General features: G+C 73.8%; 14 protein-coding genes and 1 pseudogene. 3 read left to right on the plus strand and 12 right to left on the minus strand.

What is annotated here, in order from left to right:
- Nucleotides 1–8: 8 nt before the first annotated feature.
- Together AB0M27_RS28900 and AB0M27_RS28905 are read right to left on the minus strand one after the other, a co-directional pair.
- The gene (locus AB0M27_RS28900) at nucleotides 9–443 is read right to left on the minus strand and encodes a roadblock/LC7 domain-containing protein (RefSeq protein ID WP_365725676.1); all 435 of its coding nucleotides are present in this window, start codon (nucleotides 441–443) and stop codon (nucleotides 9–11) included.
- On the minus strand, nucleotides 440–3,376 hold the full coding sequence (locus AB0M27_RS28905) for a nitrate- and nitrite sensing domain-containing protein (RefSeq protein ID WP_365725678.1): 2,937 nt from the start codon (nucleotides 3,374–3,376) through the stop codon (nucleotides 440–442). The genes AB0M27_RS28900 and AB0M27_RS28905 overlap by 4 nt, the downstream gene beginning before the upstream one ends.
- Nucleotides 3,377–3,793: 417 nt before the next feature.
- Here AB0M27_RS28905 and AB0M27_RS28910 point away from each other — a divergent pair, with 417 nt between their 5' ends.
- Complete coding sequence (locus tag AB0M27_RS28910) at nucleotides 3,794–4,324, plus strand: hypothetical protein (protein WP_365725682.1); 531 nt, start codon at nucleotides 3,794–3,796, stop codon at nucleotides 4,322–4,324.
- A 132-nt stretch (nucleotides 4,325–4,456) separates the two neighbouring features.
- Here AB0M27_RS28910 and AB0M27_RS28915 read toward each other — a convergent pair whose 3' ends face one another.
- The 5 genes from AB0M27_RS28915 to AB0M27_RS28935 all read right to left on the minus strand — a co-directional run bounded on the left by AB0M27_RS28915 (nucleotide 4,457) and on the right by AB0M27_RS28935 (nucleotide 13,097).
- The gene (locus AB0M27_RS28915; RefSeq protein WP_365725684.1) at nucleotides 4,457–4,849 is read right to left on the minus strand and encodes a hypothetical protein; all 393 of its coding nucleotides are present in this window, start codon (nucleotides 4,847–4,849) and stop codon (nucleotides 4,457–4,459) included.
- Nucleotides 4,850–4,966: 117 nt separating this feature from the next.
- Entirely contained in the window at nucleotides 4,967–9,730 is a 4,764-nt protein-coding gene (locus tag AB0M27_RS28920; RefSeq protein WP_365725686.1) for a hypothetical protein, read from the minus strand.
- 64 nt (nucleotides 9,731–9,794) lie between these two features.
- Entirely contained in the window at nucleotides 9,795–10,673 is an 879-nt protein-coding gene (locus AB0M27_RS28925; RefSeq protein ID WP_365725688.1) for a hypothetical protein, read from the minus strand.
- Nucleotides 10,674–10,704: 31 nt separating this feature from the next.
- Nucleotides 10,705–12,234, minus strand: coding sequence for a hypothetical protein (locus AB0M27_RS28930; RefSeq protein ID WP_365725690.1), 1,530 nt, complete (start codon nucleotides 12,232–12,234; stop codon nucleotides 10,705–10,707).
- 161 nt (nucleotides 12,235–12,395) lie between these two features.
- Nucleotides 12,396–13,097 (minus strand): GntR family transcriptional regulator, encoded by a 702-nt coding sequence (locus tag AB0M27_RS28935; RefSeq protein WP_365725691.1) that lies wholly within the window; start codon nucleotides 13,095–13,097, stop codon nucleotides 12,396–12,398.
- A gap of 111 nt (nucleotides 13,098–13,208) precedes the next feature.
- Here AB0M27_RS28935 and AB0M27_RS28940 point away from each other — a divergent pair, with 111 nt between their 5' ends.
- Nucleotides 13,209–14,048 carry a putative hydro-lyase gene (locus tag AB0M27_RS28940; RefSeq protein ID WP_365725695.1) on the plus strand — a complete coding sequence of 280 codons (840 nt, stop codon included), beginning with the start codon at nucleotides 13,209–13,211 and terminating at the stop codon, nucleotides 14,046–14,048.
- 504 nt (nucleotides 14,049–14,552) lie between these two features.
- Here AB0M27_RS28940 and AB0M27_RS28945 read toward each other — a convergent pair.
- The 5 genes and pseudogenes from AB0M27_RS28945 to AB0M27_RS28965 all read right to left on the minus strand — a co-directional run.
- Nucleotides 14,553–15,380, minus strand: a pseudogene (locus AB0M27_RS28945) (SGNH/GDSL hydrolase family protein); the annotation flags it as partial.
- Nucleotides 15,377–16,552 (minus strand): glycosyltransferase, encoded by a 1,176-nt coding sequence (locus AB0M27_RS28950; RefSeq protein WP_365725697.1) that lies wholly within the window; start codon nucleotides 16,550–16,552, stop codon nucleotides 15,377–15,379. The gene AB0M27_RS28950 and the pseudogene AB0M27_RS28945, both read right to left, overlap by 4 nt.
- Nucleotides 16,549–17,676: a glycosyltransferase family 1 protein gene (locus AB0M27_RS28955; RefSeq protein WP_365725703.1), complete on the minus strand. Its 1,128-nt coding sequence runs from the start codon at nucleotides 17,674–17,676 to the stop codon at nucleotides 16,549–16,551. Before AB0M27_RS28955 ends, AB0M27_RS28950 begins: the two co-directional genes overlap by 4 nt.
- 185 nt (nucleotides 17,677–17,861) lie before the next feature.
- Entirely contained in the window at nucleotides 17,862–19,280 is a 1,419-nt protein-coding gene (locus AB0M27_RS28960; protein ID WP_365725706.1) for a HEAT repeat domain-containing protein, read from the minus strand.
- A gap of 301 nt (nucleotides 19,281–19,581) precedes the next feature.
- Nucleotides 19,582–19,974, minus strand: a complete 393-nt coding sequence (locus AB0M27_RS28965; RefSeq protein WP_365725707.1) for an ankyrin repeat domain-containing protein — start codon at nucleotides 19,972–19,974, stop codon at nucleotides 19,582–19,584.
- A 310-nt stretch (nucleotides 19,975–20,284) separates the two neighbouring features.
- On the opposite strand from AB0M27_RS28965, the gene AB0M27_RS28970 reads away from it, so the two are divergent.
- Nucleotides 20,285–20,479: a hypothetical protein gene (locus AB0M27_RS28970; protein ID WP_365725708.1), complete on the plus strand. Its 195-nt coding sequence runs from the start codon at nucleotides 20,285–20,287 to the stop codon at nucleotides 20,477–20,479.
- Nucleotides 20,480–20,487 lie beyond the last annotated feature (8 nt).

Below are 20,487 nucleotides of genomic sequence, written 5' to 3' on the forward strand. Positions count from 1 at the left end.
ACATCCCACTACCCGCCTGCGGGCAGATCGGTGCGCGGGGTTGTGCCCAGATGTACGCCGACCCGCTTGACCAGGAGCGTCATCTCGTAGGCAACCTGTCCGACGTCGGAGTCGGCGTCGGACAGGACGGCGAGGCAGCTGCCGTCCCCGGCGGCGGTGACGAACAGGAAGGCGTCGTCCAGCTCGACCACCGTCTGCCGGACGCCGCCCGCGTCGAAGTGGCGGCCCACGCCCTTGGCGAGGCTGTGGAAGCCGGATGCGACGGCGGCGAGATGCTCGCCGTCCTCGCGGGTCAGGTCCTTGGACACCCCCGTCGGGAGCCCGTCGCCGGACAGGACGACGGCCTTGCGGATGCTGGCGACCCGGTCGACCAGGTCGTCCAGGAGCCAGTTGAGCCCCCCGTCATCGGTCGTCGTGTGGCCGGTCGCCTTCGGTGCGGTCATCGACCGTCCCCCTTAGTCGTTCCTTGTGCTGTGCCGTTGTGGTCCGCGTCGCCGCCGGCGTTCTCCTCCCGGCCGCGCTGCCAGCCGCGCTGCAGCGAGGCCATCCGGCCGCGGACCTCCTCGGCGTCGCGGTCGGCGGGCTGCGCCGCGCGCTCGGCGCGCCGTGCGGTGTCCTGCTTGAGCTGCGGGGCGAGGCTGGCCTGACGTATGCGCCGGGGCAGGGGTCCGGCCGGCTCGCTGCCCGATGCGCCGGCCGGATGGGTGGCCGGGTGGCCGCTGGCGTCGCCTGGACCGGACAACTCGCCGGTGCGCTCGACCGGGCCGGTGCCGAACCGGCCCGTGGCACCCGGGCCGTCGTCGGCGGAGGGCTCGGGCGGCCGGGTACGCCGGGGCAGGGCAGGAACGTCAGGCGCCGCACCGGTGTCGCCGGCGGAGGGCTCGGGCGGCCGGGTACGCCGGGGCAGGGCAGGAACGTCAGGCGCCGCACCGGTGTCGCCGGCGGGGGCCGCGTCGCCTTGCTGGACCCGGTCGGTGAGTTGGGCGGGGCGGCGGGAGGCGGAGGTGCGCCGGTGGGCGGGCAGTGGGGCCGGTCCGCCCGTCTCGGGGCGGCCGGTGGCGGCGGAGGGCTGCTGGTCCGGTTCGTCGCGGCGGGGGCGCTGGTCGGTGACGGGCCTGCCGTGCGAGCTGACCAGTTTGGGGGTCTGCCTGCGCGGCAGCGGTATGGGTCCGCTGGCGCCGGCCTCTTCGAGCGGCACGCGGTCGGCGGACGGGGACGGCGCCTGGTCGTCGGCGCGGGTGCGGGAGCGGCGGGGCCGGAAGAGTCCGCCGCGCTCGCTGTCCTCGTCCCCCAGGACGCCCGGGTAGTCGTCGATGGCGTCGAGGTCCACCGGTACCTCCAGCTCGATCGGGCCGTCCAGCAGTGGGGTCGGCACGCCGGGCAGTTGCGCCGGCGCGGACCGTCCGGCGGCACGCCCCGCCTGCCCGATCCCCTTCGCCGGGCGGTCCCGGTCGAGGCGGAAGCCGAGGCCGTTGGTGTCCGGTACGTCGTCGCTCAGCAGCGCGTCGGGGATGAAGACGACCGCTGTGGTGCCGCCGTAGGGCGAGGGCTGGAGCGAGACCCGGATGTTCTGGCGCTGGGCGAGGCGGCTGACCACGAACAGGCCGAGCCGGTCGGTGTCGGACAGTTCGAACTCGGGGGTCTCGGCGAGGCGCAGGTTGGCGTCCAGCAGCGCCTCGGCGGTCATGCCGAGACCCCGGTCGTGGATCTCCAGCGTGAAGCCGTTGGCCACCCGCTCGCCGAGGACCTGGACGGCGGTGTGCGGGGGCGAGAAGACCGTGGCGTTCTCCAGGAGTTCGGCCGCGAGGTGGGTCAGGTCGGCGACGGCCGGGCCGGTGACGGCGACGCGGGGCAGTCGCCGTACCTCGACGCGTTCGTAGTCCTCGACCTCGGCGACGGCGGCGCGTACGACGTCCATCAGCTGCACCGGGCGGCGCCACTGCCGGGAGGGTGCGGCGCCGGAGAGGATCACCAGGCCCTCCGCGTGCCGGCGCATACGGGTGGTGAGGTGGTCCAGGCGGAAGAGGTCGGCGAGTTCGTCGGTGTCCTCCGTGCGGCGTTCCATGGTGTCGAGCAGCGTGAGCTGCTTGTGCAGCAGCACCTGGCTGCGGCGGGCGAGGTTGACGAAGACCTCGGAGACACCGGAGCGAAGTTCGGCCTGTTTGACGGCGGCCTCGACGGCGGCCCGCTGGAGTGTGTTGAGGGCCTGGCCGACCTCGCCCATCTCGTTCTTGTCGTACTCGAGGCGCGGCACCTCGGTCTCGACGTCGACCTGCTCGCCCGCGGACAGCCGGCGCATCACGCTGGGCAGCCGGACGCCGGAGGCCTCGTGCGCCTCCAGGCGCAGCTGGCGCAGGTCGCGGATGAGGGCGCGGCCGATCCGGACCGACAGGAAGAGGGAGAGCACGAGCGCGACCAGGCCGAGCAGGCCCGCGAAGACCGCCTGCAGGATGACGCCGGTCGCCACGGGGCGCGTACGGTCCTGGAAACGGTCGCCCACCTGGTCGTCAAGGGTGCCGAGTTGGTCGAGGACGCCGGCCGCCGCGGAGTCCCAGCTCTGGGCGGTGACACCGCGAGGAGTGCCGGAGCCGGAGCGGACAACGGTCTGTTCGGCGGTGCGCAGCGGGTCGGTGGTGGCGTTCTGCCAGAAGCCTGCGTAGCGGTCACGCTCGGCGGCGGGCAGCAGCGGCAGGCTGACGTCATAGAGGACGGTGCGCTGGGCGACGAGGTCGGAGATGTGCCGCGTCTCGTCGCGGGTGAGCCGGCCGACGACGAGGGAGGAGCCGAGCAGGGCGTCCTCGCGGGACAGCAGCTCGCGGGCGCGGCTGATGTCGACCAGCGCGCGGGCCTGCGCGTCCAGCTGGACGTCGTCGATGCCTTCGAGGGAGGCGAGCAGCGTGTAGCAGGGATCGACGAGGTGGTTGTAGCGGTCGAGGGCCTGGGCACGGGTGACCGTGCGCTGCTCGACGCTGCGGCGCAGGGAGCCAAGGCCCTGGAAGACGTCGAGGACGGCGGTGAGACGCTCGTCGTCCGCCACGTCCAGGCCGTCGAAGACGTGATGGCCGTCGGCGTTCCTGCGTATCTCGGCGATCGCCCGGTCGGTGGCGGCGCGCGTGCGCTGAAGCGCGGAGAGGGCGTCGGCGGCCCGCGGGTCGGCGAGGTAGACGAGGGCCTGGCGCCTCTCCTGCTGGAGGACGCGGACCGTGTCCTCGGCGGGGTAGCCGATGTCCTGCTTCACGTCCGACACCTGGAACAGCCGGGCGGCCTCTCGCCCTGTGAGTACCGTGGCGAAGCCCCAGATGACGGTCAGGGACACCAGCGGCACGAGAAGCAGCGCCACGATCTTCCGGCGGATCGACTTCCCGCGAAAGCGCATGGCCTCCCCCAGCTCGACCCCCGCCGGCCGGGGGCACATGTCCGTCAACAAACGGCGCGAGCCTACTACCGCCTCACAGTTAACTCGAAGACACGTCCGGAGGGTGAACTTCCGTTCCGGCGGCGAGAGATGGCGAGTTGTCCGGGCATTGCGGGAGATTGCCACCGCGATCCGGCACCCGCACCCGGCCGGACGGTGATGAGTTGACCGGGCGGTTGGCTGGAATTTTTCCCCGGTCGGGAATCATCGGGCGAGGTCGTTCGTCCTTCTCTACGGGAAATGGGGGCGGAATGGGCTACAGGAGCCGCATCCCGCACCCGGGCGGCGTAAAACAGCGCAAGCCGGGCAGCCACTGGGGAGTCGGAGTCTTGTGACACCGGGGCGAGCGGCGTGCCGGCGGTGGGGAGGGACGCGGTGATGGGCACGGCGGAGTGGCGCGAAGCGCCCGAGGAGAGCGTGGCGGAGCGCTCGGCGGCATGGCGGGGCCCGGAGGCACCGGATCGCGACATTCGGGCGCGTGGACGCGCCCGGGAGTCCGCCGGCGAACAGCAGGAGTACTACCGGCCGTTGTGGGTCGAGGAGCCGGCCCGGCGACACCCGCTGCCGGATCCGGTGCGTACGGCGGCGGTGCGGGCCCTTCTGATCATGGCGGTGACGCTGATCCAGGCGATGGTGGCGTTCCTGTGCACGCTGGCCGAGTCCTGGCTGGCCTTCCCCATGGTGATCAGCAGTGTGGCGAGCACGGTGGTGGCCACCTGGGCCGTGGTCGACGTGTGGGTGACCCGCCAGGTGTGGAACCAGCGGTACGGCGTGGTCTCCGAGCCGAGCAGCACGGCCCGGGCACTGCGCCGCGAGCGGCGCGCCCGCCGGCGTGCGGAGCGCGCGGCCCTGCGCGAGCAGGAACGTATACGCCGGCGAGGCGGCACCGGGCAGTTGTCGCACTCCTGAGGTAGCCGAGTTCGACGACGCCTCCGCCACCTGCGCACGGAGCCGACGGATGCTCCGGTGACATCGTCCGGGCTGCCGTGCGAACGCGAAGGGGCGAGCCCGAGGCCCCGCCCCTTCGCCGTCTTCCGGCGGTCAGGCCTTTGCGTACTCCCAGCCGCCGCAGCTGTACGGCGTGCCGTTGGACGTGTCCTGCAGGCAGACGCGGATCTGCAGGGTGGCGCCCTCCGCGAAGGAGAGGTCCCAGTTCTTGGGGACGGCGTAGCCGTTGCCGTTGTAGTACGAGTGGGTGGCCGAGCTCGAGTTGTAGCGCCACTGCGCGGCGGTGCCGTGGCCGTCCTTCTTCATGTCCAGGGCGGTGAGGATCTCGCCGTCCTGGGCGAACTCGGTCTCCGCGGTGGGCGAGGTGAGTGCGTTGTAGGCCCTGAAGACGTTGCCGTCGGCCTGTGCCGGGGCAATGCCGAGGACGAACACCGACGCGGAGGCCGCGGCTATCCCGAGAACGGTCGTCAGACGACGGTAAGGCATACGCAAGACAGCGTTCCTCTCTTGGACAACTGGTCGGGCCTGAACTTACCTCAGCGAAAAGGGAGTTCATCGCTGGATTTCTCCGTGCCCGCCAAGCTCGACTCCCGCGCCCCCCGGTCAGGGGGTTGCCGAGGCTGGGCGTTTGAACATCCGCGTCGCCGTGATCTCGCTGTGCACCGCCTCTCCGGCCTGGGGCTGCTGGGGCAGCCCGGGCCGAAGGTGTTCCTCCACGCTGATGTACTTCAGGCCCGCCCTGAGGTCGGCGTCGTTGCGCAGGCGGATGACCAGCGGGAACTCGGCCAGGGCGGTCGTGTCGAACAGACCGGTGGTGTACAGCAGCTGCACACCGAGCGCGTCCGAAACGGCCCGCTGCAGCTCCAGCAGGTAGGTGGCGTTGGCACGGCCGATCGGGTTGTCCAGGAAGAGCGTGCCGGCGTGCCGGTGCTTGTCCCGGCCCCGGTCGTTCGAGCGGAGGGCGGCCATCGTGCAGTACAGGGCGATCGCGGCGGTGAGCAGCTGGCCGCCGGAGAAGACGTCGCCCATCTGGCCCACGGGTACGCGCTCGGCGCGCAGTACGGCGTCGGGCTTGAGGATCTCGACGGCCACGCCCTTCGGCTGCAGCGCGGCCGCGACTCCGCGCAGCAACAGCGACATGCCGTCGCGGCGCAGGTCGGAGTTCTTCTTCACGGCCGCGCGGGTGGCGTCGTCGATGACCTCGCCGAGCCGTTCGGTGAGCGTGGCCTGGTCGGGCTCCTCGAAGCGGATGCGCAGGAACTCCTGGCCGGACCACTCGCCGAGGCCCTCGGGCAGCCGGGACAGCCGCTGGGCGGACCGCAGGGTGGCGAGGGCCGACTCCACCAGGCCTCTGAGGCGGTCCACGATCGAGTCGCGGTTGCGCTCGAGCTGGGCCAGCTCGTCGGTCAGGACGCGCAGCCGGGGCGCGAACGCGTCGGCCCACTTCTGCGCATGCTCCGGCAGTGCGGACGCGGGCAGTTCGCGGATCTGCTGCCGGGCGGGGGTGCGGACCTGCTCGTAGCGAGTGGAGTTGGCGTGCCGGACCAGGACGTCGCTCGCCTCGCGCACGGCCGCCTCAGCGGCGGAGAGGTCGGCGGCGCAGCCCCGCAGCGAGCGGCGGGCCTCGGCCGCGGAGTGCCGGGCCTCCTCCAGGCTGCCGGGGTACGGCTCCGGCTCCTCCTGCTCCTCCTCGGGGGCGTGCTCGCGCAGCAGGTCGCGGAGCATCGCGGCGATCTCGTCGAAGCCGCCGGCCGCGTCCTCGGCGGCACGGTGGGCCTCCAGCAGCTCCGCGTGTGCCTCGCGGGCCTCGGCCAGCGCCTCGGTTCGGGCGGCGAGCTCGCCCGTGGCGGTGCGCAGCAGCGCCTGGGCGTGCTCGGCGTCGCGCGGGACGAGCTCCTCGGGCAGCTCGGTGTGCGCCTCGCCCTCCTCGGGGGCGTGCCGTTCGGCCTCGCCGCGCAGCCGGCCGAGCTGCTCGCTCGCGCTGGACATGCGGGTCTCCAGGAGCTGCACCAGCTCCTCCGCGCGGGCGGCGGCGGCCTGCCGGGAGGGCCCGTCGGAGCCGTCGGGCGAGAGAAGCAGCTGCTCGGCGCGGGTGCGGACCTTGTTGCTGAGCCGGTCGAGCTCGGCGCGGGCGGCGCTCTCGTCGCTCTCCGCGCGGGCCTGCTCGGCGCGCAGGTCGGCGCCGACGCCGACCTTCTCGTACACCTGGGAGGCGGCGCGATAGGCCTCGCGGAGGGCGGGCAGGGATGCCTTGGGGGCGTCCGCGTCCTCGACCGGTACGTCGTCGGGGGCGCCGGCGATCTCGGAGCGCTCGGCGCGCAGGGCTCGTGCGGTCCGGCGGGCGTCGTCGGCGGCGCGCTGGGCGGCGCGGCGGTCCTCGTCGGCGGCGCGGGCGCGCTCCAGGCAGGCCTGGGCCCGGGCCTCGGACTCGGCGGCCTCGTCGGCGAGTTCACGCAGTCGCACCTGCCAGCCGGCGCGCTCGCGGAGCCGGTAGGCGAGCCCGGCGAGGGCGTCGGCGGCGCGGCGGGCCTTCTGCGCGGCCTCCTGCCGCTCGTCGCGGACCTGTGCGGCCTCGGCGGCTGCCTCGTCGGCCTCGGCGCGCACCGTGCGGGCCCCGGTCAGCTCGGCCTCGGCCTCCTCGGCGAACGCCCGGGTCTCCTCACCGGTCCGGGCCAGCTCGGTGAGGCGTCCGGCGGGGCAGCCGGTGCGCCAGGAGGCGAGCCGGGCGGCCAGTTCACGGTCCTTGCCCAGCCGCGCGGCGAGCGCGCGGATCTCCTCGTCCCGCTCGGTGGCCCGCGCGCGCAGCGCCTGCCGTTCCTCGTCGGCCGCGTGCTCGTCGTGCATGGCCGGGTTCGGCGGCACGAGGAAGACGTCCCTGGAGGCGGCGCTGTCGACGGGTGGCGGGGCGAGCAGGGCGGCGGCCGTGCCGACGGCGACGGCGGAGCGGGGCAGCAGGGCGGCGTCGCCGAGCGCCTCGCGGGCACGCGCGTGCGTGGCCGGGTCGGTGATGATCACGCCGTCGACCAGTTCCGGACGGGCTGCGAGCACGCGCGCGTGGTCGGCGGGGTCGACGGCCTGGGCGAGATAGCGCCAGCCGGGCAGCGCCGGGATGCCGTGCTCGCCGAGGAACTCCACCGTGGCCAGGACGTCCGGGCCCGGCGGCAGCAGTCCGCCGTCACCGAGCGCGCCGAGGATCCGGGAGTCGTCGGCGGCGGCGGTGCGCAGCTCGAAGAGGTGCCGTTCGGCGGTCGAGACGGCGTCGTCGAGGAGTTCACGCAACTCGTCGGCGAAGCGGTCGAGTTCCTCGGGGGTGAGGGGACCTTCGGCCGGGGGCCGGGCAGCGCCGGCCGCGTCGGCCGCCGCGTCCCGGGACGCGCCCGTACGGCCGTGCGGGGCCGTCCCCGCCCCGGAACGGACACCGGAGGCGCCCTCACCGGACGTTGCCGTACCGGCCCGGCCGACGGGGTTGTCGTCGGCCCCGCTCCGGGGTCCGGGCACGTCGGCCCGGCCCGTCCCGGACGCACCCGGCAGGCTGAGCAGTTCCGCCAGCCGCTCCTCGGCGGCCAGGGACTCGGCGAGGCGCCGCTCGGCCTCGTAGGACCGCTCGGCCGCCGTCGCGGCGTCCGCCGCGCGGGCGGCGGTCAGTTCCGCGCGGGACTCGGCGGAGGCCGCCTCGCGCGCGTGCTCGCCGGCCTTGCGGGCGGCGTCACGGGCCGTGTCCCAGGCGGCGACGGCACTCTTCTCGGCGTCGCTGGCGGCGAGCGCGGCCCGCGCCGGGTCGGCGTCCGGGGCACTGTCGTCCAGCCAGCCCGCCCGGACGGCCTCGGCGGTCTCCTGCTCGACCTCGGTGAGGCGCTGACGCAGATGCCCGGCCTCGCTGCGGGCGCGCTGTGCCTCGGTCGCGGCGGTCGTCGAGTCGCGGTAGGCGGACTCGCCGACCTCCTGCAGCGCGGCGGAGCGCTCCTCCCCCTCGTTGGCGAGGGTCTCGGCGCTCTCGGCGGCCGCGTGCAGGGCCCGTACGAGGTCCACGGCGGCCTTGGCGCGGGCGGCGAGCGCGGGCGCGGCGTCCCGCTCGGCCTCCTGGATGGCGGCGGACACGCGCGCGACGCGGTCGGCGGCGGCGCGGTGGCGCAGCACGGCCTCGGCGGCCTGCCAGGCGGAGTGCAGGGTGCGGGCGTCGGCCAGCTCGCGCTTCTGCGCGGCGGCGGACTTCTCGGCGGCGGCGAGCGCCAGGGAGGCGTGCCGGTAGGCGAGTTCGGCCGCGATCAGCGCGCTGCGCTCGCGGGCGCCCTCGGAGTGCGTGACGGCGTAGGCGGCGGCCGTGACCCGCTGGGCGAGGTCGGCGGCGCGCACCCGCTCCCGCACCGCCCGCGCGGACAGCCGCCGGGCGAGAGTGCGGGTACGGCGCTCGGCGCCTGCGTGGATGTCACGCGCGCGTGAGCGTGCCTCGGCGGCCTCGACGATCCGCCCGAGCAGGTCGACCGACCCGGCGGTGAAGTCCCGTTCGGCGATCAGCTCGGCGCGTCGGCCCAGCTTGTTGCCGAAGCCGCTGACCAGGTCGGCGAGGCCGTCGGTGTCGCGGGTGTCGGTGACGGCGCGCAGCAGCAGGTCGGTGAAGTCGGAGTCCTTCTTCACCGCGAAAAGACCGGCCGCCTCGCCCTCGTCGGCGTTCATCTCCCGCTGGTAACGGAAGAGTTCGGGGTCGAGACCGAGGTCGCCGAGGTGCTCGATCCAGCGGTCGTGGATCTCCTCCCAGTGCACCTCCAGGTGCGGGTAGGCCTTACCGGCCTCCATGAGGGCGTCGCGGAAGCCCTTCATGGTGCGGCGCCGGCCCTGGGCGCCCGAGGTGCCCTCCACGGGCGGCCGTACGGCGGTGGACTCGGCGACGGGCAGGTTGTCCAGGCTCAGTCCGGGGCCGGGCCGGAACGAGTACCAGGCCTCGGCGAACTTGCGCGGGTCGTTGGACACCTGACGTCCGCGCCACTCGCTCACCTTGCCGACGACGACGCACTCGCCGGTCTGCACATGCTGCCACTCCAGCGCCACGTGCCCGCAATCGTCGGCGAGCAGGAACTTGCGCAGCACACCGGAGCTGGCGCCGCCGAGGGTGTTGCGGTGGCCCGGCAGCATCACCGAGAAGATCAGCTTGAGCAGGACGGACTTGCCCCCGCCGTTCTCCAGGAAGAGCACGCCCGCGGGCGCGGGGCGGCGCGGCGGGCCGGACGGCTCCTCCTCGAAGAACTCCGCCTGTGTGGGCGCCGGGTCGGGCACGGGCTCGCCGACACTCCGCAGGTCAAGCACGGTGTCGGCGTAGCGCGCACCGGCGGGACCGATGGAGTAGAGGCGGACCCGGGACAGCTCGTACATGGCGGACTCTCGTAAGTCTGGTGAAGGTGCGGTGGTTCAGGATTCAGCGGGAGTTCGGTGGCCCTCAGGAGTGGAACGGCAGCCCGGCGTCGGCGACCAGCTCCAGGTCCTCGGTGTCCTCGGCGGGCAGCAGGCTGGCCCTGCCGTCGGTCACCGGTACGACGCCCAGCTCCAGCAGTTCGGCCATGGCGGCGCTGCCGGCCATGTCGCGGACCTGGAGCTGGTAGCGGGCCGCGGTGCGGTACGTACCGCCGCCGTCGTCGCCGGTGCGCTGCAGGAAGCCCGAGTCGGTGAGGAAGGTCAGGGCCTTGGCCACGATGCCGGTGGTGGAGGCGGCCGGGCGGCGGGCGTCCTTGGTGGCTCCGGTGGCGCTGCGTCTGGCCCAGATCCGCCAGGCGGCCTCCAAGCCGGGCGCGTCGCTCGCCGGGTCGGTGTTCTCGCCCTGTTCCTCGGCCCGCTCCTCCAGGCGCCGGCAGGCCTGCCGTACGAAGGCGTCGACGCCGTTGACGGTGACGCGGCCGATGTAGGAGTCGTCGGCCAGGTCCTCCGGGCGCGGGAAGGCCAGTGCGGCGACGGCGAGATGGGCGAGCCCGTGCAGGAAGCGGTCGCCGGAGTCGGCGGCGGTGCGACGCGCGTAGTCGCCCATGCGGACGGCGAACACCGAGTCCTCGGCGGCCGTCACGGCCATCCCCGCGCGCGGGGACACCTCCAGTACGACGAGACCCAGGCCGGCGGCGACGGCGTCGGCGAGCCGCGCGAACGCCGGGTCCTCGCGGTACCGGCGCAGCAGCTCCGTGTACTCCTGGTCCCGCGCGGGCTGCAGCTTGGGCTGCAGCCCGAAGGCGACGAGCCGCGCCGCGTCGGCGGCGTCGGCGGGGGTGACGGCGGCGGACGCCGACGGTGCCGACGACTCCGCCTCACTCCACTCGACGTGCTCGCTCACGGTTGGGGCTCCTTGTCGCGCTGTTGTTGACTCATGCTGCTTCCGTCCGGTCCGCCGCCATCCCGGCCGCGTCCAGCAGGGCGGTCCCCACGATCAGGTCCGCCCCGCCGAACTCGGGATCGTCCAGCTCGGTCCCGTCGTCCACGGCGAACAGCAGCTTCTCCTCGCCCTGCCGGTAGGCGGTGCCCACGGCCGGACTGGCCGCGTGAACCGCCAACAGGGCCACCAGATAGGCCAGATCGGGGTCACCGGTGCGCCGGGCCTCGGCCAGCAGCCCGGACAGCCTGCGCGGCGCGTCGGCCGGCAGGTCCAGCAGCTCCGTCGCCGCGGCCAGCTGCTCCTCGCTGAACCGGCTGTCGTCGGGCGTGGCGATCAGGTCGGGCTCGGGCATCTCCGCGCCCAGGTGCTCCCGCTCGACCGGTGGCGTCAGCAGTATGTCGACGAGGTCCGCCACCCGGACGGACACCGGCGTGCGCAGGCCCGTGCCGTTGGCGAAGAACGCGTCGGTGACCCGGATCGCCCGCTCCAGGGGCAGCGGCAGAACGGGGGCGACGAGATGGCCGTACAGGTCTGTCCCGGACGTCGTCGGCGGTGTGGCGAAGGCCTGCCGGTCCTGCTCGGCGCGGAACAGCGGGCCGGCCTCCAGCAGCCGTGACTGGAGCTGGGTGTGCCGCCGGATGCAGTCCTTGACGATGTCGACCAGCTCGGCGGCGCGGCGCTTGTGTTCCGGCTCCTCGGTCTCGTCCCGGGCCCTGCGGATGTTGGTGAGGATCGCGTTCTCGTGGCGGTAGCGGTCGGCCACGTGGTCCAGGGCCTCGGCGATCATGTCGGGCACGGCGCCCAGCCAGTCGACCGCGCGGACGTTGCGCCGGGTGGCCTCCAGGGCGCGGCGCAGGGTCTCCGAGTACTGCACCGTGCGGTAGCGGGCCTGTTCGGCGGCGAGCTGGGCGTCGGCGAGCCGGCCGCGGTTGATCAGCACCTCCAGCTTGACCTCGGCGGCGATCTGGGCGCTGGTGACGTCGGTGTCGAGGGCGCCGACCAGGACGTTGACCGCCTCGTCCGTCGTGCGCAGGTACACCGTGCCGCCGGGGCCGGGGACCTCCTCGATCAGCTTGAAGTCGTAGTCCCGGCGGACGTAGGTACCGTCCGGTGCGAAGGTGCCGTAGACGGCGCGGAAGCCGCGGTCGACGCTGCCGACGTTGATCAGGTTCTCCAGGACCCAGCGGGCCACGCGCTCGTGCTCGGCGGTCGGGCGGTGCGGGGCCTGGGCGGCGATGCGCGGGACGAGCCGGGCCACGATCTGCTCGTGGTCGGCGCCGGTGTCGAAGTCCATGTTGAGCGTGACCAAGTCGATGGCGGCGAGGGCCACCTCGGCCATGCCGTACACCGAGTACTCACCGGCCAGGTTGGCCTTGCGCGCGTCGAGGTCGTGCAGCGGCGCGGTGCAGGCGAGCGCGCGCAGCCGCCGCGCCAGCCCCTCGTCGGCGGCCGGGCCCGGAGCAGGGCGCGGCCCCGCGCTGAGCTGGGGCGGAACGCTGTCCGTCGATGCAGGCGAAGTCACGGTGCACAGACTAGGTCCTGGGTCTGACATCGACCCAAACGAGAGGCTCTGCCGGTTTCACCGACCGGGCTGTGTGTGGTTGTCCGGGTGCGGGCCGGCTGTGGCTGGTCGCGTCCCCGCGGCTGAGCCGCAGATCGGCACAACCCGGCGCCTCTACGGGCCTACGGGGCGCTTTCCTCGCCCACCCTGCGCCGGTACACCTCCACGACCCGCTCCAGCGAGTCCGCGAGGTAGGTCTCCAGCAGTCGCCCGGCCTCGCGCTTGTCGCCGGCCTGCAGCGCCTGCAGGATCCGGCGGTTGCGGGCGAGGTAGGGCTCGTGCAGCCGGCGCGGGTCGTCGACCACGTGGAAGGCGAGCCGCAGCTCGGCGAAGACGCTGCGCATCAGTTCGTCGGTGCGCTCGCTGCCCGCGAGGGCGACCAGTTCCCGATGGAAGTGGATGTTGGCGGTGCCCAGCGCCTTCCAGTCGTTCTCGGCGGTCGCCCGCTCTCCCTCCCCGACCGCCGCGGCGACTCCCTCCAGCCCGTACGGCGGCTCGCCGAGCCCGCGCACGACGGCACACTCGACCAGGGAGCGCGTGCGGTAGATGTCCTCGACGTCCTCGACGGTGAGGACCCGCACGAACACCCCGCGGTTGAGCTCGTGGACCAGCAGGCGTTCGTGCGTGAGCAGCCGGAACGCCTCGCGCAGGGTGTTGCGGGAGACCCCGAGCGCCCCGCCGATGCCGTCCTCCGACAGCCGGGTGCCGGGCGGGAAGTACCCGTCGGCGATACGAGTCCGGAGGATGTCCGAGACCCGCTCCGCCGTGCTGGTACGCCCCAGGAGCGCACGGTCGTCGGCCAGTGCCGTCAGCTGCTCTGCCATGCCGGAATTCAATCGCACAGACCGGAACGAAACAACATGGGTATTGAAGGATCGTTGAACGATCCTCTACGGTGCTCGAGACGGCACTGCTCACGTTCCCGAGGAGCCGGCATGACGCAGACACCGTGTACCAAGGACCTCCCCGTCACAGCGGTCGACCAGCGCGCGCACGCGTGGAGTCCGCGAACCGCCCGGGCCCGCTTCCGGGACGGCCTCGCGGGTCCGACGGCCGGGGTCGCGGCGGGCCACACACAGGCCAATCTGATCTCGGTGCCGGCGGACTGGGCGTACGACATGCTGCTGTTCTGCCAGCGCAATCCCAAGCCGTGCCCAGTGCTGGACGTCACGGACGCCGGCAGCCCGTCGACCGTCCTGGCCGAGGGCGCCGACCTGCGCACGGATCTGCCGCGCTATCGGGTGTGGCAGGACGGCGAACTGGTCGAGGAGCCCACCGATGTGCGTGCGTACTGGCGGGACGACCTGGTGTCGTTCCTGCTCGGCTGCAGCTTCACCTTCGAGTGGGCGCTCGCCCGGGCGGGGGTGCCGATCCGGCATGTCGAGCAGGGCCGCAACGTGCCGATGTACGTCACCACGCGCGCGTGCCGGGCGGCGGGCCGGCTGCGCGGGCCGATGGTGGCGTCCATGCGGCCGGTGCCGCCCGAGCACATCCGCGCCGCGATCCGGGAGAGCAGCCTGTTGCCGGCCGTGCACGGCGGTCCGGTGCACTGCGGAGACCCCGCGGCCCTCGGTATTGCGGACCTAGCCCGCCCCGACTTCGGCGACCCGGTGACCGTGGCGCCCGGTGACATCCCGGTGTTCTGGGCCTGCGGAGTGACCCCGCAGGCGGCGGTGATGGCCTCCCGGCCGCCGTTCGCCATCACCCACGCCCCGGGGCAGATGTTCCTGACCGACGCCCGCGACGAGCAGTACCGGCTGGTCGGCATCGTCTGAGGCCGCCTCACGGCGGATGCGGTCCTGTGGGAGCACGCGTGCGTGCGGGCTGCGCAGCCGCATATGTGAGCCCCCCGGCGGGGCCCGGACCTCGACTCGGACCAGGCCCCCTCGGACAGGCGTCCGGTCACCTTCCCGGCCTGTCCATCGACCCGTCGGGCACTACCCGGCGGCCACGGTGGTCCACCCCGCCTGCGCCCCCACGGCCTCGCCGGCCGAACCCGGCACCACGGCCTCGCCGACCGGATCCGCCACCGTGGCCGCACGGACCGTGCCCGCCGTCATGGCCCCGCCGACCGGATCCGCCACCGTGGCCACGCGGACCTTGTCCGCCGTGATGACCTCGCCGACCGGCTCTTCCACCATGGCCGCGCGGACCGTGCCCGCCGTCCCGGTCTCATCAGCCGTACCCGCCCTCGTGCCCGCCCGCGTGGGACCGGGTGTCCCCGCCGGATGCGTGCCCGCAAGGCGCCGCTGAGCCTCGGCGTCCTGGTCGGGGTCCTCCGCGAGGGCGGCCAGGGCCGCGGACACCGCTGCCGAGGCACTCAGGTCGAGGCGGGCGCTGGTGCCCCGGGCCCGGTGGTGCAGTTCGTGCGCGGCCAGGCGCAGCAGCTGGGGCAGCAGGTCCTTGCAGCGCCGGGCCACCCAGGCGGTGCCGGCCGTGGCCAGCCACAGCAGGCTGGCCGCCCGGGTGGGCACGGGGAACTCCGGTTCGGGGGACGGCGGTTGTCCCGTCATACGGCCCGCCTCGGTGAGCAAGGCGTGGAAGCGGATGGCGAGCTGCCGGTGCCCGCGCTCGCCCGGGTGCAGCCGGTCGGCGCTCCACAGGGCCCGGTCGGTGATCCAGGCGCCGTCCGCGGCGTGCAGGTGGACGGCCCCGTAGCGCTCGGACAGCGCGTGGACGATCGTGTTGACGGCGCGCTGCCGGCGGGCCAGCGGCCGGGCCAGGGCGCTGGGCAGGCCCAGCATCGCGCCGGGGTCGGGCAGGCAGGCGGTGAGCAGGGTGGCGCCCTCGCGGGTGAAGGCCGCGTAGACCCCGTCGAGGTGGGCGGCCACCGCCTGGATGTCGAAGGTGCGGCGCAGCGTGTCGTTGACGCCGATCACCACCGACACCAGGTCGGGACGGAGTTCCAGGGCGGCCGGAGTCTGCCGCTCCAGCACATCGCGGGTCTGGGCGCCGCTGACCGCGAGGTTGGTGAACTCCACGGCTTCGGGGGTCTCGGCGAGCGAGGGCGCCAGCAGCGCGGCCCAGCCCCGCCAGCCGTCCCCGGCGGGGTCGCCCACGCCCTCGGTGAGCGAGTCCCCAAGGGAGACGAAGCGGACGAGGCTCATGCCACGCCCTCCGGCACGGTGCGACGGACGCCGGTCGGGCGGAGCACCTCCGCGTCGTGCGCCGCCAGGAACGCCTCCACGGCCGTACCCCAGCCGAAGCACTCCGCACGCGCGCGTGCCGCCTCGCGCCGCGCGCGCTCACCGCGGTCCAGGAGCACTTCCACGGCGTCCGCGAACGCCTCACCGCGGTCGGCCGCGGTCGCCCCGGCGGAGCCGATGACCTCGGGCAGCGCGGACGACCTGCTCGCCACGACGGGCGTGCCGCACGCCATGGCCTCCAGCGCGGCGAGGCCGAAGGTCTCGGCGGGCCCGGGCGCGAGGGCGATGTCCGCGCTGGCCTGGAGGGCGCCGAGCGCGGCCCGGTCGGAGACGTGCCCGAGGAAGGTCACGGGCAGGCCGTGCTCCCGCGCGCGCTGCTCCAGCCGGGCCTTGAGCGGCCCGTCCCCGGCCACCACGAGCACCGCCCGGCGCCCGCGCCGTATCAGCGCCTCCAGGGCGTCCAGGGCGGTGCCGGGCCGCTTCTCGACGGACAGCCGGGAGCACATCACGAGCAGCACCTCGTCCCCGCGCGCGTGCAGGGTGCGCAGGCCCGGGTCGCGCAGCGTGGGGTGGCGTTCCGTCAGGTCGACGCCCAGGGGGGCGCGTACGACATTGCGCGCGCCGATGCGCACGAACTCGCGCTCGGCGAACTCGGTGGTGCACACCACTCTCGAGTACACGTGCGCGGTACGGGTGTTCAGGGCGTCGGCGGCGCGCCGGGAGAGGTGCTCGGGCAGGCCCCAGGTGCGCAGCACGCCGTCGGCGGTCTCGTGGGAGACCATCACGGCGGGCACGCGCGCGCGGCGGGCCCAGCGGCCGGTCCAGCGCAGGGTCGTGCGGTCGGAGACCTCCAGGCGGTCCGGGGCCAGCTCCTCCAGGAGGGCGGCCACGCGCCGCTTGTCGGTGAGCACGCGGTAGCCGCCGGTGCCCGGCAGCAGCGGGCCGGGCAGGGTGATGACCCGGCCCTGCTCGGTGTCGCGGTCGGTGTGCCGTTCGCCGGGCACGATCAGCACGGGTTCGTGGCCCGCCGCCTTGAAGCCCTTGCCCAGCTCGCGCAGAGCGGTGCGCAGGCCGCCGGAGGACGGGGCGACGAAGTTGGCGAGCCGGACGATGCGCAGGGACTGACCGGTCATGCCGCCACCGCCGTCCTGCGTGCCGAGAGGACGTCGTCGTAGTGGGCGATCAGCTGGTCGCCGACGGCGGCCCAGGTGCGGCCCTCGACCATCGCGCGCGCGGCGGCGCCGAACGCGGTCCGCCGCGCCGGGTCGGCGGCCAGTTCGCGGACGGCCTCCGTCACGGCGGTGGCGTCGCGCGGCGGGACGAGGAGTCCGGTGCGGCCCTGCGCGACCAGGTCGAGGGGGCCGCCGGCGGCGGGTGCGACGACCGGCACTCCGCTGGCCATGGCCTCCTGGACGGTCTGGCAGAACGTCTCGAAGGGGCCGGTGTGCACGAACAGGTCCAGTGAGGCGAAGATCCGCGCGAGGTCGCCGCCGGTGCGGCGGCCGAGGAAGACGGCGCCGGGCAGGGCCTCGGTGAGGTGCGCCTGGCTGGGCCCGTCGCCCACGACCACGACCTTGACGCCGTCCAGGCCGCAGGCGCCGGCAAGGAGTTCGACGTGCTTCTCGGGGGCGAGCCGGCCGACGTAGCCGACGATCAGCTCGCCGTTCGGGGCGAGTTCGCGATGCAGCGCCTCGTCCCGCAGATCTGGCCGGAAACGTACGGTGTCCACGCCACGCGGCCACAGCCGGACCCGGGGTATCCCGTGTGCCTCCAGGTCGCCGAGGGCGGCGCTGGAGGGGGCGAGGGTGCGGTCGGCTGCGGCGTGCACGGAGCGGATCCGCCGCCATGCGGCCGCCTCGCCGGCACCCATGTAGGTGCGGGCGTATCCGGCGAGGTCGGTCTGGTAGACGGCGACGGCGGGGATGCCGAGCTTGGCGGCGGCGGCCATGCCGCGCACGCCGAGGACGAAGGGGCTGGCGAGATGTACGACGTCAGGCCGGTGTTCGACGAGCGCAGCGGCGAGCCGCCGGCTGGGCAGGGCGACACGGACCTGGGGGTAGCCGGGGAGCGGGAGGGAGGGTATCCGGACGACCGGGCACGGGGCGTCCGTGTCCGGTCCGCTGCCCGGAGCGGGGGCGGGGGCGACGACGAGCGGATGGTGACCGCGATCTACGAGGTGCCGGGCGGTCTGGAGCGCGCAGTGGGCCACGCCGTTCACATCGGGGGGAAAGGATTCGGTCACGATGACGACACGCATACGGGTGTTGTCGCCGCGCCGAACGTGGCCGCGTCAACTTCGATCTTTCCGCCCGGGGAACGTCCCATGAGCGTTGGGCTGCGCACCCGAGCAGGTCAGACGGCCGTCATGACCGCCTGACCTGCCGGACACCCGGTGTTCACACGGGGGGCGGGCGCCCGCCCGGGCCGTGTGCGTGCGTGGGGTCAGCCGAGGGCGGCGTCGGGTCCGAAGCGGCTGCGGACCGCCGTCTGCACTTCCGCCTCCTCGGCCGGATCGGCGGCCAGGCGGCGCAGGCGCTCGACGACCCGGGCGTCACCGGTCTCGGCGTGCCGGGCGGCGAGTTCGCGGGTGGTCTCCTCGCAGTCCCACAGGCATTCGACGGCGAAGCCGCTGGCGAAGGAGGGGTCGGTGGCGGCCAGGGCACGGGCGGCACGGCCGCGGAGATGGGAGGAGGCCGTCTCGCGGTAGATGTGGCGCAGTACGGGGGCGGCGCAGGCGATGCCGAGGCGTCCGGTGCCGTCGACGAGGGTCCACAGGGTGGGCGCGTCGGGGCCCTCGCCCCGCACGGCCTCGCGGAGGGCGCCGAGGACGAGGTCGCGGTCCTGGACGCCACCGCGGCAGGCGAGCATGCGTCCGGCGGAGGCGCCGAGCGCGTCGGGGCGCTGGGCCCAGCGGCGCGCGCGGTCGACGGCGGCGACGCTGCGCATCCGTTCGAAGGCGTCGACGGCGGCCTCCACGACGACGGACGTCCCGTCGGCGACGGCGGCCTCGATCAGGTCGAGGGCGTCGGGGTCGTTGCTGTCGGCGAGATAGCGCAGCGCGGTGCAGCGAGCCCCGTCGATGCCGGACCGGGCGGCCTGGACGATCTCCGGCCGGTCGTCGGGGCCGGCCACGGCGACCAGACAGCGGGCGGCCGGCACATGGAGGGCCGCGCCGCGGTCCATGCCCTGCTGGGCCCATTCGAAGACGGCGCGCACGCTCCATCCGGGCCGGGGACCGGTGGGCCGCATCTGCCGCTGCCAACGGTCGAAACAGCCGGTCTCCTGCGCGGCACGCACGCGTGTGGCGATCGATTCGCGCGGATCCTCGGCCCACAGCCGCCAGGGCCGCGGCTCGAAGGCGTCGCGTACGGCGGCGGCCAGTTCGGCCTCACCCTCGGGGTCGGTGCCGAAGCGGGCCAGAACGGGCGCGGCGAGGGCGCGCAGGCCCGCGTCGTCGTCCCTGAGAGCCAGCTCGTCCAGGGCCCAGGCCCAGCTGGACCCGTGGGCGGCGTACCTGCGCAGTAGTTCGAGCGCGTCCCGCCTGCCGTAGGAGGCGAGGTGCCCGAGGACGGCCAGGGCGAGGCCGGTACGGGACTCGTCGGTGTCGAGGACGTCCTCAGGGCCGAAGAGGTGCGCCTCGATCGCGTCCAGCTCGCCGTTCAGGTCGAGGTAGAGCCGGGCGTAGTAGAGGGAGCGGTTCTCCACCTGCCAGTCGTGGCGGGGATCGCGCAGTACACAGTGGTCCAGGGCCGCGAGGGCTTCGGCGCGCGGGGCGGTGAGGGCGTGCAGGGTGCCGTCGCCGCGGCCCCGCTGGAGCAGGCCGAGCAGCGTACCGCTGGGCGCTATGACCGGATCGAACATGGGAAACAGCCTCACATCAAGCGTCGACGCAACCGGAGAACACGCACTACCTGGCCGCGTGACACAACGTCGGAGTGCCCGCCGTCTCTTGCTTGCCGAAGACCATCTCTCTCTGCCTCTCGTCGGTGGCCCATGCGGACCGCATCACGGTCCGCGCGGTGCGGCAACACCTGCCCAGCCATCGCGTCCGTGAATCACGTCGTCATGATGACCCGGCGGTTTGTGCTGCCGCGACCGTATTTCCGGCGGCCCTTTACCGCCTCCCCCGTTTTCCGTGTCGTGGCTGGTCAGGACGTGCGCGTCAGTGCGCGCCGAACAGCTCCAGCAACTCCGTCTTGCCGAACATGCGGGCGGTGTCGACGGCCGACGGCGTCCCCGCGGCGGGGTCGGCTCCGCCCTCCAGGAGCGCCTTGATCACTTCCGTCTCGCCTTTGAAGACGGCGCCCGCGAGCGGCGTCTGGCCTCGGTCGTTGACCTGGTCCGCCGCGGCACCCCGGGCGAGCAGGGCGCGGACCGCGTCGGCGTGGCCGTGGTAGGCGGCGAGCATCACCAGGGAGTCGCCGCGGTCGTTGGTGAGGTCGGCCGGAACGCCGGCGTCGACGTACGCCACCAGCGCCTCGGTCTGCCCCTGCCGGGCCAGATCGAAGATCTTGGTCGCCAGCTCCACGACCTCGGGGTCGGGGGCTTCACTCATCGGCCGGACCGCCTCTCCTGCGAACTCGGGGACTTCAGGGAGCGTACGGCAGCGAGAGCGGAACACGACCGTACGAGTGAATCGCCAGCGTACTGGCTCGCGCGGCACATGACCCGATGTGCCCGAGGTAAAGATCACCGACAGGCCCCGTCGGAGGCAACCGCTCAGCTCGACCGGGCTCCAATCGCGCCGCCGACTAGGTGAAATCTGGTGAATTTCACCCAGTTGCACCTTTAATCATATGGATACATCCTGTGATCCTGGAAGAACTCATGGTGACTGTCCCCACCTCGACACCAGGAGGTCTCAAATGATCCTCTCCATCTCGGGCGTCATGCTGCTCGGCACCGTCGTCTTCCTCTTCTTCCGCAAGGACGGCCTCAAGGGCTCACATGCCTGCACCTCGGCCCTGTTCGGGTTCTACCTGGCCAACACGGGCATCGCCCCGAGCATCAGGGCCGGCGGAGAGAGCCTGGCGAGCCTCCTCGGCGGCATCAAGTTCTGACCCCGCCC

Origin of the sequence: Streptomyces sp. NPDC052107, assembly GCF_040680215.1 — a bacterium.
Taxonomy (GTDB): Bacteria; Actinomycetota; Actinomycetes; order Streptomycetales; family Streptomycetaceae; genus Streptomyces.

What these genes read in the sequence shown, in the direction of transcription:
- AB0M27_RS28900 (WP_365725676.1), bottom strand. Translation starts at nt 443, where the DNA reads ATGACCGCACCGAAGGCGACCGGCCACACGACGACCGATGACGGGGGG.
- AB0M27_RS28905 (WP_365725678.1), bottom strand. Translation starts at nt 3,376, where the DNA reads ATGCGCTTTCGCGGGAAGTCGATCCGCCGGAAGATCGTGGCGCTGCTT.
- AB0M27_RS28910 (WP_365725682.1), top strand. Translation starts at nt 3,794, where the DNA reads ATGGGCACGGCGGAGTGGCGCGAAGCGCCCGAGGAGAGCGTGGCGGAG.
- AB0M27_RS28915 (WP_365725684.1), bottom strand. Translation starts at nt 4,849, where the DNA reads ATGCCTTACCGTCGTCTGACGACCGTTCTCGGGATAGCCGCGGCCTCC.
- AB0M27_RS28920 (WP_365725686.1), bottom strand. Translation starts at nt 9,730, where the DNA reads ATGTACGAGCTGTCCCGGGTCCGCCTCTACTCCATCGGTCCCGCCGGT.
- AB0M27_RS28935 (WP_365725691.1), bottom strand. Translation starts at nt 13,097, where the DNA reads ATGGCAGAGCAGCTGACGGCACTGGCCGACGACCGTGCGCTCCTGGGG.
- AB0M27_RS28940 (WP_365725695.1), top strand. Translation starts at nt 13,209, where the DNA reads ATGACGCAGACACCGTGTACCAAGGACCTCCCCGTCACAGCGGTCGAC.
- AB0M27_RS28950 (WP_365725697.1), bottom strand. Translation starts at nt 16,552, where the DNA reads ATGACCGGTCAGTCCCTGCGCATCGTCCGGCTCGCCAACTTCGTCGCC.
- AB0M27_RS28955 (WP_365725703.1), bottom strand. Translation starts at nt 17,676, where the DNA reads ATGCGTGTCGTCATCGTGACCGAATCCTTTCCCCCCGATGTGAACGGC.
- AB0M27_RS28960 (WP_365725706.1), bottom strand. Translation starts at nt 19,280, where the DNA reads ATGTTCGATCCGGTCATAGCGCCCAGCGGTACGCTGCTCGGCCTGCTC.
- AB0M27_RS28965 (WP_365725707.1), bottom strand. Translation starts at nt 19,974, where the DNA reads ATGAGTGAAGCCCCCGACCCCGAGGTCGTGGAGCTGGCGACCAAGATC.
- AB0M27_RS28970 (WP_365725708.1), top strand. Translation starts at nt 20,285, where the DNA reads ATGATCCTCTCCATCTCGGGCGTCATGCTGCTCGGCACCGTCGTCTTC.